Annotated in this window: 15 protein-coding genes; 6 read left to right on the plus strand and 9 right to left on the minus strand. The window is 65.6% G+C overall.

Annotated features, from left to right (window positions below; all coding sequences use genetic code 11):
• Positions 1-72: 72 nt before the first annotated feature.
• Entirely contained in the window at positions 73-651 is a 579-nt protein-coding gene (locus ACIOTO_RS13310; protein WP_400858235.1) for a class I SAM-dependent methyltransferase, read from the plus strand.
• An 80-nt stretch (positions 652-731) separates the two neighbouring features.
• On the opposite strand, the gene ACIOTO_RS13315 is transcribed toward ACIOTO_RS13310, so the two are convergent.
• Positions 732-1,133 (minus strand): nuclear transport factor 2 family protein, encoded by a 402-nt coding sequence (locus ACIOTO_RS13315; protein ID WP_400858237.1) that lies wholly within the window; start codon positions 1,131-1,133, stop codon positions 732-734.
• 111 nt (positions 1,134-1,244) lie between these two features.
• Between ACIOTO_RS13315 and ACIOTO_RS13320 the strand changes: the two genes are divergently transcribed.
• The gene (locus ACIOTO_RS13320; RefSeq protein ID WP_400858585.1) at positions 1,245-1,583 is read left to right on the plus strand and encodes a winged helix-turn-helix transcriptional regulator; all 339 of its coding nucleotides are present in this window, start codon (positions 1,245-1,247) and stop codon (positions 1,581-1,583) included.
• Positions 1,584-1,593: 10 nt separating this feature from the next.
• On the opposite strand, the gene ACIOTO_RS13325 is transcribed toward ACIOTO_RS13320, so the two are convergent.
• The 3 genes from ACIOTO_RS13325 to ACIOTO_RS13335 are packed head-to-tail and all read right to left on the minus strand — an operon-like array spanning position 1,594 to position 6,117.
• Positions 1,594-3,843, minus strand: a complete 2,250-nt coding sequence (locus ACIOTO_RS13325; RefSeq protein WP_400858239.1) for a heavy metal translocating P-type ATPase — start codon at positions 3,841-3,843, stop codon at positions 1,594-1,596.
• A complete protein-coding gene (locus tag ACIOTO_RS13330) occupies positions 3,840-5,897 on the minus strand; it encodes a cytochrome c oxidase assembly protein (protein WP_400858241.1) in 2,058 nt (685 codons plus the stop codon). The genes ACIOTO_RS13325 and ACIOTO_RS13330 overlap by 4 nt, the downstream gene beginning before the upstream one ends.
• Entirely contained in the window at positions 5,890-6,117 is a 228-nt protein-coding gene (locus ACIOTO_RS13335) for a heavy-metal-associated domain-containing protein (protein ID WP_400858242.1), read from the minus strand. The genes ACIOTO_RS13330 and ACIOTO_RS13335 overlap by 8 nt, the downstream gene beginning before the upstream one ends.
• Positions 6,118-6,300: 183 nt before the next feature.
• Here ACIOTO_RS13335 and ACIOTO_RS13340 point away from each other — a divergent pair, with 183 nt between their 5' ends.
• Entirely contained in the window at positions 6,301-6,516 is a 216-nt protein-coding gene (locus ACIOTO_RS13340; protein WP_400858244.1) for a hypothetical protein, read from the plus strand.
• A 39-nt stretch (positions 6,517-6,555) separates the two neighbouring features.
• On the opposite strand, the gene ACIOTO_RS13345 is transcribed toward ACIOTO_RS13340, so the two are convergent.
• The 3 genes from ACIOTO_RS13345 to ACIOTO_RS13355 form a co-directional block, all read right to left on the minus strand.
• Entirely contained in the window at positions 6,556-7,149 is a 594-nt protein-coding gene (locus ACIOTO_RS13345) for a M56 family metallopeptidase (RefSeq protein ID WP_400858245.1), read from the minus strand.
• A 234-nt stretch (positions 7,150-7,383) separates the two neighbouring features.
• Positions 7,384-7,761, minus strand: coding sequence for a BlaI/MecI/CopY family transcriptional regulator (locus ACIOTO_RS13350; protein WP_091030000.1), 378 nt, complete (start codon positions 7,759-7,761; stop codon positions 7,384-7,386).
• A gap of 67 nt (positions 7,762-7,828) precedes the next feature.
• The gene (locus tag ACIOTO_RS13355) at positions 7,829-9,055 is read right to left on the minus strand and encodes a TetR/AcrR family transcriptional regulator (protein ID WP_400858246.1); all 1,227 of its coding nucleotides are present in this window, start codon (positions 9,053-9,055) and stop codon (positions 7,829-7,831) included.
• 120 nt (positions 9,056-9,175) lie between these two features.
• Between ACIOTO_RS13355 and ACIOTO_RS13360 the strand changes: the two genes are divergently transcribed.
• Positions 9,176-10,453 carry an MFS transporter gene (locus ACIOTO_RS13360; RefSeq protein ID WP_400858247.1) on the plus strand — a complete coding sequence of 426 codons (1,278 nt, stop codon included), beginning with the start codon at positions 9,176-9,178 and terminating at the stop codon, positions 10,451-10,453.
• 9 nt (positions 10,454-10,462) lie between these two features.
• A complete protein-coding gene (locus ACIOTO_RS13365; RefSeq protein WP_400858248.1) occupies positions 10,463-12,253 on the plus strand; it encodes a glycoside hydrolase family 3 protein in 1,791 nt (596 codons plus the stop codon).
• A 37-nt stretch (positions 12,254-12,290) separates the two neighbouring features.
• Here the strand turns inward: ACIOTO_RS13365 and ACIOTO_RS13370 are convergent, their stop codons facing one another.
• Positions 12,291-13,220: an AEC family transporter gene (locus ACIOTO_RS13370; protein ID WP_400858250.1), complete on the minus strand. Its 930-nt coding sequence runs from the start codon at positions 13,218-13,220 to the stop codon at positions 12,291-12,293.
• A gap of 46 nt (positions 13,221-13,266) precedes the next feature.
• Here ACIOTO_RS13370 and ACIOTO_RS13375 point away from each other — a divergent pair, with 46 nt between their 5' ends.
• Positions 13,267-13,773: a CGNR zinc finger domain-containing protein gene (locus ACIOTO_RS13375; protein ID WP_400858251.1), complete on the plus strand. Its 507-nt coding sequence runs from the start codon at positions 13,267-13,269 to the stop codon at positions 13,771-13,773.
• Here the strand turns inward: ACIOTO_RS13375 and ACIOTO_RS13380 are convergent.
• Positions 13,760-14,128, minus strand: a complete 369-nt coding sequence (locus ACIOTO_RS13380; protein ID WP_091029980.1) for a helix-turn-helix domain-containing protein — start codon at positions 14,126-14,128, stop codon at positions 13,760-13,762. The two genes, ACIOTO_RS13375 and ACIOTO_RS13380, sit on opposite strands and share 14 nt — an antisense overlap.
• Positions 14,129-14,142: the final 14 nt, after the last annotated feature.

A 14,142-nucleotide genomic window follows, 5' to 3' on the forward strand; every position in this document is an offset into this window, starting at 1 on the left:
ATTCGACGGATCGGTTCGGGGGATCTCGATGGCGGCGGCCCCGCTCCTCCGTCGGCACGCGAGACTGGTCTTATGAATGACATGTTCGTCCGGCCCGCTGGTGCCGCGGGTGAGAGAGGCCTGCGCACAATGGCGCAGGCAGGGCGCGGAATGGCGTTGGAGGCGGTGGCGCTGCTGGGCATCAATGACCCCCGGGCGCGGGTGCTCGAGATCGGGTTCGGTCCCGGCGTCGGACTCGAGGTGTTGCTGAGCACCTACTCCCAGGGAGAGATCGTCGGAGTAGATCCCTCGAAGGTGAGCCACCGGCATGCCGCCATGCGGAATGCCACAGCCATCGAAGGCGGACGCCTGCACCTGCTCGCGGGCACAGCTGGCACGCTCCCGTTGCCGGACGAGCAGTTCGATGCCGCGATCTTCGTCGACAACCTGCACTTCTGGCCCGACCCCCTTGCGGGTCTGGCTGAGGTGCGACGAGTATTGCGAGACGGCGCTCCTGTGGTCTGCGCCTTCACACCCCCGTCCGGGGGGCCGCCGTCAAGCCTGCGTCAACTGTTCGAGACTGCCGGGTTCAGTGAGATCGCGGAGCAGAGATCCGTTCACGGGTCATTGCTGAGTGCTGTGCATCGCGCGTCCGATCCCCGTGGATACTAGCCGCATCATGGTGTGAGATGGGAGACTACGATGCTGCTCGGCGCTGATGTCGCCGGGCGGCATCGTAGCGTCGCCTGGGGTCAGGCCTGACCCCAGAATGCGTCTTCGCTGGCGCCGTCTTCGGAGAACAGGTGTACGGCGATGATCTTCCCGTCGCGGACCGTGAGCAGGTCGACGCCGGCCATGTCCATCGAGGCGCCCGTGCGGGTGCCGGAGAAGCGCACGGGAAGCGCGACCATCTCGCCGTTGACCATCGCCGGACCGGTGACGACGAGGGCGAAGCTTCCTTCGCTCGCCTCCATCATGCCGCCGAGGAGGGCGCCAACGCCGTCGACGCCCGCGTGCAGGCCTGAGAACTGGTGTCCGCCGGGCTGGTGCCAGACGACGTCAGGGCTGAACTGCGCCATCACAGTGGGAATGTCTCCCTGGGCGAGCGCATCGAAGTAGGTGGTGGCGATGCCGGTGGGGGTGGTGTCAGTCATGATTCTCTCCTTAGCTGAGCGGTATGTGCTAATAGTTACATATGGTAAGCTGTTACCTCAACGTAACTAAGGGAGTGGGTTTCCGAAATGCCTGATCCCGTCTGGAATGTGATGCTGGCGACGTGTCCTTCACGCACATCGTTGGCGCGGGTAGCCAACAAGTGGACCGCGATGATCATGATCGCCTTGAGCGAGGGGCCGGCGCGATTCGGAACGATCCGAGACCGCGTCGGCGGCATCAGCGCGAAGGTACTCGCCGAGACCCTTCGCGATCTGGAGCGCGATGGCCTTCTCACGCGGACGGCCTATGACGAGATGCCGCCCCGCGTCGAGTACGACCTGACGCCCCTGGGGCTCACGCTCCGCGAGCCTTTGACGGCCCTCGGACGTTGGGCTGAACAGCACATCGAGGAGGTGCTCGTGGCGCGCGAGGCGTACGACCTGCGGTAGGAGGAAGGGTTCAGTGCGAGCCGCGTACCTTCTGGATACGGAGGCTGTTGTAGACCACGAACACCGAGGACAACGACATAGCGGCGGCGGCGATCAGCGGGTTGAGCAGGCCCGCGGCGGCGATCGGTATCGCCGCGACGTTGTAGCCGAACGCCCAGACGAGGTTCGTCTTGATCGTCCGCAGCGTCTTACGGGAGATCGCGATCGCGTCGGGAATGACGAGCAGGTCATCCCGGACCAGGATGATGTCGGCCGCCTTGAGGGCGATGTCCGTGCCGGTGACGATCGCGAGGCCGAGGTCGGCGGTGGCCAGTGCGACGGCGTCATTGACTCCGTCGCCGATCATCGCAACCCGCTTGCCCGACGTCTGAAGGTCCCTGATCACATCTGCCTTCTGTGGGGGAAGGACCCCGGCATGGACCCCATCCACACCGAGCTCGGCGGCGATGCGCGCCGCGGCCGCCGGAGAGTCGCCGGTGAGCAGCAGGATATCCAGCCCCTGCTCGCGGAGGGCCTTGACGGCCTCGGCTGCACGCGGCTTGAGGGAATCCGACAGCGCGAGCACGCCGATGACGACATCGGCGGCGGCGACGATCACGGTCGTGTGGCCGTCGTTCTCGAAACGCTCGACGGCCGCGCGGGCCTCGGCCGGGAAGCGCACCGACTCGCTTTCGATTAGGGAGACATTGCCGATGACTACGCGGATGCCGTCGATCGTGGCCACGGCGCCAAGTCCTGGTTTCGCCGTGAACTCGCCGAGCGGGCGCAGATCGGTCGAGAACGGTGCGGCCGCACGCTCGATGGCGCGTGCGATCGCATGCTCCGAGCCGCGTTCGGCGGATGCTGCAAGAATCCACATGTCGTGCGGGGCCACATCGAACACCGCGGAATCCTGCACCGTCATCGTGCCCGTTGTCAGCGTGCCGGTCTTGTCGAGCACCACGGTGGTCACGGCTTCGGATGCCTCCAAGGCGTCATGTCCCTTGATGAGGATGCCGAGCGTCGCGGCGCGTCCGATGCCGACCATCAGTGCAGTGGGTGTGGCCAGTCCGAGTGCGCACGGGCAGGCGATGATCAGCACGCTGATGGCGACGCCGATGGCCTTGTCGTCGGGGGCGCCGCTCAGTGCCCACGCGATTCCGACGACGATCGCGAGTCCGATCACGACGGGAACGAACCAGGTCACCACGCGGTCGACCAGCTTCTGCACATCGGCCTTGCGCGCCTGCGCCTGCTCGGTGAGTGCGGCCATCTGGGCGAGCTGGGTGTGGGCGCCGACTGACGTCGCCTGCACCTCGAGCCGGCCATCGGTGCTGATGGTACCGCCCGTGACGGTGTCTCCGCTCGTGACCGAGATCGGCATCGGCTCGCCGGTCATCATGCTCGCGTCGACGGCTGCGCTGCCGCTCAGGACGACGCCATCCGCGGGCACGGTCTCGCCCGGCAGGAGCACGAACACGTCACCGGAGCGCAGCTGGCCGGCGGGTTCCACCGTCTCGACCCCATCGCGCAGCACGCGCACATGCGTGGCAGCGAGTGCGCTGAGGGCGCCGAGCACGTCGCCGGCCTTCCGGCGGGAGCGTGTCTCGAAGTACCGGCCCGCGAGCTGGAACGTCGTCATGCCCGCGGCCACGTCGAGGTAGATGGAGTCGGCGCCTTCCGGCGTGGAGCCGAAGCCGAGCCAGTAGCCCTCCGACCCGGCACCCACGCCGAAGAGCAGTGTCGCCACCGCCCAGCCGAACGACGCCGCGATGCCGAGGGACACCAGCGTGTCCATGCTCACCATGCCGTGGCGGAGGTTGCGGAAGGTGGCGCGGTGGAAAGGCCACGCGGCCCAGGTGACGATCGGCAGTGCGAGCAGGACGCAGACCCACTCCCAGCCGGGGAATCGCCATCCGGGGACGAGGGCCAGGACCAGGGTGATGTCCATCAGCGGCACGGTCAGGAGTGCGGCCACCGCCAGCCGTCGCCGGAGCGAGGAGATCCGGAACTCGGTGGCACGCTGCGACCAGGCATCATCCGATCCGTCTCGCAGATGGGCGCCATAGCCGGCACTCTCGATCTGCGCGATCGCGCGTGCCGACTCCTCGGTCGAGATGCCGGTCAGCACCGCCCGCTCCGTCGCGTAGTTGACGGTTGCGGTGACGCCGTCGAGCTTGTTCAGAGCGCGTTCGACACGGCCGGCGCACGCTGCGCAGGTCATCCCTGAGACGTCGAGCTCGAGTGGGGTTTCGAGCAGCTGCGCGGTCTGAGTGTTCATCGCTGTGGCTCCTTTTCGGGCTGCATGCCCGGGCGTAGTTCATCGCTTGCTGCGGAGCGGGCGGACAGCTGACGCAACATCTCGTTGTACGCGTCGAACTCCATGTCCCTCCCCGTGTCGAGGTGCCGGTCCTTGCGTCGTGCTTCTTTCGAATCCTGGCGACCCCATTGGATCAGAAGCACGATGATGACGATAAGGAGCGGGATCTCTCCTCCGGCCCATGCGACGCCGCCCGCGAGGTACTGCTGTGCGGGGAGGTCGGCCCAGGGGAGCTTGAGATAGAGGTAGAAGTTCTCGGCGATCAATGTCGTGCTCGTCATCAGGATGATGCCGAAGAACGCGTGGAAGGGCATTGCGGCCAGCGCATACCCCAGCTTTCCCACGTGGGGGAGCGGGCGGGGTGGGCGATCGACGCCGATGATGAGGCTGTAGTACAGGTAGCCGACGATCAGAAAGTGGAGATTCATCAGCTGATGCGCCCAGTGGAAGCGCATGTACTCGCCGAAGATCCCCGTGAGGTACAGCCCGTAGTAGGAGCCGATGAACACCACGAACACGATCAGGGGGTTGTAGAGGAACTGGAGGACTCGCCAGTGCAGGACCCAGGTGATCCAGCCGTGGGGTCCCGCTGGTGAGCCGGGCGCCGAGCGCGTGGCGCGCAGCAGGAGTGTGACGATCCCGCCGAGCACGAGCATCCCTGGTGCCAGCATGTTGAGGCTCATGTGCACGATCATGTGGATGCCGAAGTCCGGCGCCGAGTACTTACCGAAGCCTGAGCTGGTCGCGAAGATGATGATCGCCCACCCCAGCAGCCAGGCGACGGTTCTGCCGGTGGGCCAGTGGTCGCCGCGCCGGTGGAGCGCGCGTACCGCGAGCAGGTACACGACGACCGCCGCCGTCGCGATCGTCAGGAACAGCACGTTGGGTCGCCAATGCCCGAACAGCACCTCGATACTCGGCGCATCCGCGACCTCGAAACCCATTAAGGTCTGCGAGATGGTCGTGGGCACGAAGTACTGCGGCGGGGGCTGCCGGGTCATCGCGGCGGTGATGCCTATCCACGCGATGACGCCGAAGGATGCGACCGAGAGGTGGGAGACGATATGTTCCGCGCGGACGCGTGCGCGACGCCAGAGAGAGCGAAGCGCGATCAGGGGGATCGCGACGATGAGGAGGGCTGCCCATCGCCCGACGATCAGCCAGCCGGTCAGAGACCCGAGGAGGGGTGTCCCGGCGAGCTTGAACAAGGTGATGATGACGTCGGACGCGGCGATGACCGGCAGCAGGATCGCCGCCAGGAGGAAGAGGCGCCGAAGGGACTCGGGGTCGATGAACCGACCGGAGCACACCCGCAGCCAGTAGACCGCGACGACGCCGAAGAGCAGATTGACCGCGAGCGATTGGAAGACAGCGGCATCGCCGCCGAAGTCGTGGTCGGGCCCGACGAGGATCTGCCCCGACACGACCGGAGCGAGTGAGGCGAGGAAAGATGCCCACAGCGGGATCAGCATCCCCGTCCAGCGATCGACGAAGAACGATGCGAACAGGACCACGAGCGCACCCGCAAAGCTGATCATCCAGGCGGCGGGCGCGTAGCTCGCTTCGAACAGGAACGCGAGGGTTCCCGGTTCGAGAATGCGGGACAGCGGCACGCCGCTGGTGTCGAATGCTTCGAACACGGTCAGCCCGGCGGCACTCGCTGCCCAGACCGATGCGGTGACTCGGAGAGCGCGGAGTTCGAAGCCGTACTCGAGGTGCATCGCGCGCTTCGCAGGCGTGGCGCGCAAGAACAGCAGGTAGGCGAGGATGCCCATGCTGAGCAGAATCCCGGTGTCGGCCGCCACCAGGAGCGCGGTGGTCACTACCCCGACATCAAGGCCGGGGAATGACTGGAAGAGCTTCTTGTAGGGCGCCTCCCCGAGTATGACAGTTATGCCGACGGGCAGACCGACTCCGAAGATGGCCGCAGCAAGGCCGCCCCCGATCAGGAGGCGACGGGACGGGCGCAGCAGAGCGGGATCGCTGGGGGCCTTCGAGGCAGAATCTTCAGGCATCGTGGCTTACAGGCCACGATCCCACCTTGTACCCGGCCTCACCGACCGCGGCTTCCCAGGAACTCCGGTCCACCGGGAGATCGTGGGTGACACTCACGCGTCCGGTCGTCGCATCCGCGACGACGTTCTGGACACCGGGAAGTTGGGACAGTTCTGATCCCACCGCGTGCTCGCAGTGCTCGCACGTCATTCCGGTGACCTCGAATGTGAACTCCGACATTTCCACTCCACTCTTTACTGCATTCAAGTCTACATCCTGTAGTTTTATCAGCGCGCCGCGATGGCGGGGATAACTACCGAATGTAGCGTTAACACTACCTGCTTCGGATCTTGATGAGGCCCGTATCGCCGATCTCCTGAGAGGCGGAATCGAAGAGGTGAGTCAGATGACGGAGTCGCGAAAGTGAGCATGATCTCCGCCGTCATGCTGCTGGTGGCGCTCCTGGTGCTGATCCTGGTCATCGGACTCACTGCGCCCCCGAGGGATGAGGATGACCGCCCGTCCACTCTCGCTGAGGAATGGGATGCGACGAGATTTCTCTTCCATCGGATCCGTCGACGGGTGCGCGCGGCATGGTCATGGGTGATCCGTGCGTGCGGCTGGAAGCCTCGGGCCTGAACAGCCACGATGCGAGAGCAGGGTCGATCCAGGGCCGCCTCACGCCGAGGAATCGCTGGCGAAGGCCGCGGGGGGCCGGCGACGCTTGACGGCGCCCGGCCATCGTTTGTCCACGAGCCTCTCGGCGCGAAGCTCCAGACCGACATCGTTCCATGCTGCAGCGAGCGTTGAGAGAGCGTTCGCCAGATGCGCGGGTCCGGCGAGGCGCGCTGCATGGTCGTCCGCAGCCAGTTCGACGAGAAGCGTGGTGGCTCTTCGCAGCGCGCGCGCGGAGTGTGTTCGGGGGAGGCAGAGAGCGTTGATGCGAGCGATTCGGGTGGCCCACGCATGGTGTTGCCTCAGGTGCGCGTACTCATGAGCGAGGACGGCTTGCAACTGAGCGGAGGGGAGCAGCGACTCCATTCCCGTCGAAAGCAGGATCTCGGGCGGTCTGCCCGGTGCGGCGAAGGCGATCGGCTGATCCGATTCGAACCGGACCAGAGTGAACCCGCGCCGCTGTTCGCGGCTGATGGCGATCGGTGCCAGTGAATGCAGTGCCCCTGTCTCGGAGGAGAGCACCGGCTCGGCGGACACAGCGACAAAAGCGGCGATCGCGCCGAAGGCTCCCAAGCCCACCCAGCCGAGGATCGTCATCAGCAGCGTCTCTGAACCGATTGGGGTGTGCGAGGCGGCGACGGCACCAGCAACGCCGATGATCAGTCCCGCGAGGGCCAGTCCGATGCCTATGAAGAAAGCCCCGAACCACACTGAGAGAGCTGTACGCGGGTGCAGAAGTTGCCAGCGTCCCACGGTGAGCAGAAGGGGTGCGAGGAGTGCGACCGTGATCGATGCGATGCCGCAGGCCAGCACAACCCAGAAGAGCATGTGCTAGCGCTTCGACGACTTTCGACCGAAGGCGGATTTCAGCAGCGCGACGTCGTCGTCGTCAAGCGTTCCGGCGAAGGCGAGCAGTGCCGCGTGGCGGTCTCCCGCGCGATCCAAGGCGGAGAGCATAGAATCGCTCGTGAAATCTTCTCCCGAGCGCGCGGCCTGAAAGCGCACCTTGCGGGGAGAGTCTCCCGAGCGGATGACCTGGCCCTTCTTCTCCAAACGGGTGAGCGCTGTGAGAAGGGTCGTGTACGCGGGCACCGGTCCCGTGAAGAGGTCCTGCAGGTCGCGTGCGCTCATGGGATCCACGTGCTTCCAGAGCAGCCGCATGACCTCGCCCTCGAGCTCGCCTCGCTCTCGAGTTCTCTCTCCGGCCATGGCTCCTCCTTCCGACTGGGGTATGAGGTCCGAAACGGATTACTCTACAAACCTGATAGCTACTGTATTACACCCTGGAGGATGTGCGCTCCTCCGGGGTGTACGGTTCGTCAAGGATCGAGCTCCTCGTTGCCGGAGTGATTCCCAGGGACGTCTGGATGTGATGATCCAGCTGTGCGGGGAGATCCATGTCGTCAGGACTCAGGATCAGTTGATACTGCAGTCCGTCCCATAGGGCGACGAGCCACACGGCATCGAGCCGTGGATCCGGAGACCCGGAGTCGCTGTTCGCGATGAGGCCCTCGAAGTAGTCGATCGTGCGGGAGAAGCGATCGGTGAAGTACGCGTGCGCCGGATGGTCGGGGTGAATGGCCTCGGTGGAGAGGACGGCGTACATATCCACAAGCCCTCGCTCCACGTTCAGATCTCGGCGCGCTTCATCGCCGAGCTCTGCGAGCTCGGTACGCGCATCCATGTCGCGCTGCGCGCGTCGATGAACGAGCTGCTCGTCCCTGTGGCGAAGCACTTCCGCGAGCAGGCCCGCCTTGTGTCCGAAGTGGTGGAGAAGTGTGGATGCGGAGATGCCCACCTCGGATGCAAGCTGTCGGATGGTGGTCCCGTGGTACCCGTTGCGGGCGAAGAGAATGGTGGCGTCCTCGACGATCTGCCGCCGACGGGAGCGACCACGCGCATAACCGAACTCGGCGGGTATCAGCGATGCCGGAGATACCGGGGCCGTGCGGGAGGAAGGGGCGGACGGCCGCGCTCGCGCGGGATCGAGGCGCGCCTGGATGATTCGTGCGGGATCGAGCGACGGGAAGTAGGACTGCAGCACGAGCAGCCCCTCCCACGTGGCGACGAGCCCCTGGGGGGTCAGCGCGGTCGAGTCGGAGTGCTCGGTGAGGATGCTCTCGGCTGATTCGAGGAGCTGCCGATGATGGCAGGCCGTGGACGGTGACGGAGAATCGGCCGTCATGGCGAGGCTCAAGAACTGCACGGACATCGAGCGGTAGTCGGGGATCTCCAGCAGGTTCGCCCAGGAGCTGATCCCGAGCGTCATCTGGCGCCCACTCTCCGCACAGAACTCGGCTTCCACTGTTGTCATCAGTGCATCCATCGAGCGGAAGTGGCCGAGGAGGCCGGGTCGGGTGATCTCCGACGCGGCCGCGATGTCCTCGAGCGAGACCTGAGCGCCGCCGCGCGTGCCGATCAGCGCTCTGGCCGAGGCGAGGATCCGCTGCCGCGTCAGTGCGGTCGATGCGGTGCGGGACGAAGCGTGCTCGGAAGATCTCACCGTCTCATGATCGCACGCACGATTCAGCTACAAATAGATCGGTATTGACTTACATTTTGTTCGAGTTTGCGTTACTCTTTTGCGAGCCCACCCCCTTCGGGCGCGACCAAGGAGTCGACGATGACTGAACCCTCCACCACCACACCTCTCACCCGGTCCCTGCCGGCCGGCCCTGTCTCTCCGGCGTATCTGCCGACACTGGGTCTCGCCAACTTCGGCGTGTACCTGGCGCTGCTCACGCCCGTGTTCGTCTCGCTGGCCTTCAAGCTCGAACACATCACCGCGAACCGCGGCGAATCGGTGGCTGCGCTCAGCCTCGTCATGGGCGTCGGCACGCTCTTCGCGATCATCTTCAATCCGCTCGTCGGGCGGTTGTCGGACCGCACCATGTCGCGCTTCGGCATGCGGCGCCCTTGGCTCATCGCGGGCGCAGTGGTCGGATTCGCGGCTCTCGTGACGATCGGTCTGGCGAGCGAGGTCTGGATGGTCCTCGTGGGATGGTGCGTCGCGCAGGCCGCCCTCAATGGCACGCTGGCAGCGTTGAACGCCACCATCGCGGATCGTATGCCGGTATGGAAGCGCGGCCTCGCGTCAGGAATCATCGGGATCACCACGTCGCTCGGCATCCTGGGCGGAACGTTCGCGGTCAACTTCCTCGACTCGGATCTCTCGCGATTTGCGGTACCCGCGCTCATCGGTCTGGTGTTGACGGTGCTGTTCGCGATGCTGCTGAAGGATGGGGTGCGTCTCGCGCCGCCGTCGACGAGCTACGGCTGGAAGGACTTCGCCGGATCCTTCGTCTTCAACCCTCGCAAGAACCCCGACTTCGGTTGGACCTGGCTCACGACATTCCTGGTGATGTTCGGTTACGCCGGTATCGCCACGTATCTGCCGCTCTATCTGACCGACAAGTTCCTCCTGACGGAAGCGGAGGCCATCACGGCCGTCCTGATCTGCAACCTCGCGGCAGTCGGCGCGCAGGCGATCTCCGGGCCGCTCGCGGGGTACCTCTCCGACAAGCTCGGGCGCCGGAAGCCGTTCGTCCTCGCCGCCGGCATCATCATGGTGGCCGGGCTCGTCGTTCTCGCGTTCGCGCCGACCGTCGAGATGGTGATCGTCGGTCAGGGACTGATCGGACTCGGCATCGGGTCCTTCCTCTCGGTCTCGCTCGCCCTGGCGACGCAGGTGCTCCCCGATGTCGAAGATACGGCCAAGGACCTCGGCGTGATCAACATCGCCAATGCGCTGCCGCAGTCCATCGCTCCGGCCATCGCACCGGGAGTCATCGCGCTGGGCGCGGCGACCGCGATCGGCGGCTACTCGTTGTTCTACCTGGTGGGCGCGGCTGCCGCTTTGGCGGGCGCAGTTCTCATCTTCCGAGTCAAGGGCACGAAGTAAGGCGCACTCATGGATTCCGACAATCTGAGCATCGACGTACGCTTCCGCGACAGCAGTCTTCCAGTTGAGGAGCGGGTGGAGATCCTCCTCGCGCAGATGACGCTGGAGGAGAAGGCCGGCCTGTTCTTCCACGCCATGATCTCGATGGGGGAGGACGGTGCTCTCTCCGATGGTGATGAAGAGTTCGACCTCCCATCGAACGCGGAGTATGTGTCACATCGGCACATGAGTCACTTCAACCTCCTCACCGGAGGGTCGCCGGAGGCGATGGCGCGCTGGAACAATCACATCCAAGACCTGGCGCTCACCACGCGGCTTGGGATTCCGGTGACGGTGTCGACCGACCCTCGGAATTCCTACAGCGACAATCCGCTCGCCGGACTTCTCGCCGGGGCGTTCTCCGTGTGGCCGGAAGCCCTGGGGCTCGCCGCGATCCGAGACGAGGGCGTCGTTCGGCAGTTCGCTGACATCGCTCGCCAGGAATATCTCGCCGTCGGCATCCGTGTTGCTCTGCACCCGCAGATCGATCTCGCCACCGAGCCGCGCTGGGCGCGCCAGCTCGACACTTTCGGTGAGGACGTCGAACTGACGAGTCGGCTCGGTGTCGCGTACATCCAGGGCTTCCAGGGCGAGGCGCTCGGAAGGGACTCGGTCGCGACGATGGCCAAGCACTTCCCGGGCGGCGGGCCGCAGAAGGATGGTGAGGACCCGCACTTCGCCTACGGACGCGAGCAGGTGTACCCCGGCGGTCGGTTCGATCTGCACTTGGAGCCGTTCCGTGCGGCGATCGCCGCAGGCGCGTCGCAGATGATGCCGTACTACGGCATGCCGGTCGGCACGGAGTACGAAGAAGTGGGCTTCGGGTTCAACCGCTCGATCATCACGGAACTTCTTCGCGAACAGCTTGGTTTCGACGGAATCGTCTGCACGGATTGGGGTCTGATCAACGACGCCACGGTCGAGGGAGAACCGTTCCCCGCGCGGGCCTGGGGTGTGGAAGACCTCACTCCGCGGCAGCGGATGCGCAAGGCCATCGATGCGGGCGTGGATCAGTTCGGCGGAGAAGCATGTCCCGAGATGTTGGTCGAGTTGGTTGAGGCGGGTGAAATCTCGGAAGCTCGGCTCGATGTCTCGGCGCGCAGGCTCCTCGCCGAGAAATTCGTGCTCGGTCTCTTCGACGACCCGTACGTCGATCCGGTGGAGGCCTCTCGTGTGGTCGGTGCGTCAGCATTCATCGCCGCGGGCCTCGCGGCTCAGCGTGCGTCGTTGACGCTGCTCACGAACCGTTCCGAGGGCGGGCGCTCCACTTTGCCCGCCGCGGAGGGACGGCGCCTGTACGTCGAGGGCATTCCCGAGGAGGTCGCTGCAGAGTACGGCACTGTCGTCGCCGATCCGCTCGAGGCCGACCTCGCCATCGTGCGTATCCATGCACCGTATGAGAAGCGGTCGACGGCCTTCGAGAACTACTTCCATGCGGGTTCGCTCGAGATGGATGACGAGACTGTGTCGCACATCGCACAGCTGAGCACATCGACAACCACGGTCGTCGATGTCTTCCTCGATCGTCCGGCGATCCTCACCCCGATCCTGGAATCGGCGGATGCTGTCATCGCCAACTACGGGGCTCACCCGCGTGCGGTGCTCGACGTGCTGTTCGGTCGCGATGAGCCACGTGGGCGTCTCCCCTTCGATCTCCCATCCAGCATGGCGGCAGTGGAGGCTTCGCGCTCAGATGTGCCGTTCGACACTGCCGATCCGCTGCTGCGCTACGGGCACGGGCTGAGCTACGGGGCGCGCTGACCCCGCCCCGCACGACGACCCTGTCCGCGTGATCAGATCACGCGGACAGGGTGCCAGCGAGAAGAAGCAGGAGCGGGATCGTCACGATGGCGAGCACGGTCTGGACGCCGGTGATCGCCGCCATGAGCCGAGTGTCACCGCCCATGCGCGATGCGAGGACGGTGGCGCTGGGTGCAGTCGGAACCGCTGTGATGAGAATGATGCTCGTGAGAGTCGCGCCGGTGATTCCGAACGCCAGCGCGATGGACAATGCCGCGAGCGGCAGCACGACCAGCTTGAGGACAGCAGCGGTGCCGACATCGATCAGGTCTCGCAGGCGGAAAGTGAATCGCAGTGCGGCACCGGCGACCATGGTGCCGACGACGAGGGCGGGGGCCGCGATCATCTCGATCGTCGTCTGCAGGAGCGCAGGCATCGCGATGCCGCCCAGGCTGAGCGCCACTCCGGCCAGACAGGAGAGGATGAGGGGATTCGATGCGAGGTCTCTCCACAGCGCGAAACTCCGTCGCTCGGTGTCGTGCTGGCCGAAGAGCGAGAGCGTCGTGACGCAGATCAGGTTCACCAGCGGCACGACGACGGCGCTGGCGAGTGCGAACGTCGCCACTCCTTCTCGCCCCTGCAGCGCGGATGCGAAGACCAGCCCGACGTAGGTGTTGATGCGGATGGATCCCTGGATCAGGGATGTGAGCTGGGGGCCATCCGCCCGGGTGAGGAGCGCCGCGCCGAACGACAGTGCGGCCACCACCAGTGTGGGAATGCCGACGCTGAGCGCAAGTGGACCCGCGGCCACGGCCGTGAGATCTGCGCCGCCGATCGACGTGAGGAAGAGCGCGGGAGTGAAGACCCAGTAGCTCACCCACGACAGTCCCGACCAGAATCCGACGTCTGTCAGCACGCGTCGCCGAAGGATCAGGCCGCCCCCGAGGAGCAGGATGATCGGGGCGATCCCCGCGGTGATGACGTCCATCCCCCCACTGTGATGCAATGTGTCAATGCAGTTCAACCATGACAATATGACCGGCCCGCTGCTCGCCGCGGATCTCGTGACCCTCGTGCGGCGGGGCTGGGACGTCGGCGCCGCGACCGCAGTCCTGGACGCCCACGAGATCCGGCGGGCAGAGCTGAACGAACGGGGCGGCGAGCAGCTGCGGGCATGGGCGGATCAGATCGTCCCGGTGTTCCTAGCAGTCACCGTCGACGAGCGCTGCGGCGCCATCAATCGCCTTCTCGCGGCCGGCGCATCTCGTCCGTATCTCACGACGCACGACGGACTCCGTCCGCACCTGCACTTCGCCCCTGATGCCCAGGATGTCGTCGCACGGGTGCGTGCTGTCACCGCGGGCGGACTCGCGCTCTTCATCGTCGAGTCGGACGGGGCTCGGCTGGGCGCCTGCCAGCGGGATCGCTGCCCTGTCGTGTACGTGGACACCAGTCGCAATGGGCGGCGCTCTTACTGCTCGGCGAAGTGCGGCAACTACGACGCCGTTCGCCGTCACCGGGCCCAGGTCAGTCGACGGTGACCGGGGACACAGACTCCTCTTCGAGGCCGAAGAGGTGGGGCGGGACGGTCATCGCCCAGGCATTCATCGCGTCGAGCACCGGACGCAGCTGCATCCCCACCGGCGTCAGCTCATAGACGACGCGAGGAGGGATCTCGGCGTAGGCGGTGCGGGTCACCAGCTCGTGCGCTTCGAACTTGCGCAGTCGGCTCGAGAGGGTGTGCGCACTGATTCCCGGCAGTGCAGAGAGGAGCTCGTTGAACCGATGCGGCTTCTTGAGAAGCTCGCGCACGATGAGTGTCGCCCAGGGGCCGTCGAGCAGACTGAGGAACCGCGCGACGCCGCACTCCTGCAGCGAGCAATGATCGAATCTCATGGCCTCAGGATACG

The sequence above is a fragment of the Microbacterium sp. NPDC087592 genome (genome assembly GCF_044743585.1).
In the GTDB taxonomy this organism is placed as follows: domain Bacteria; phylum Actinomycetota; class Actinomycetes; order Actinomycetales; family Microbacteriaceae; genus Microbacterium.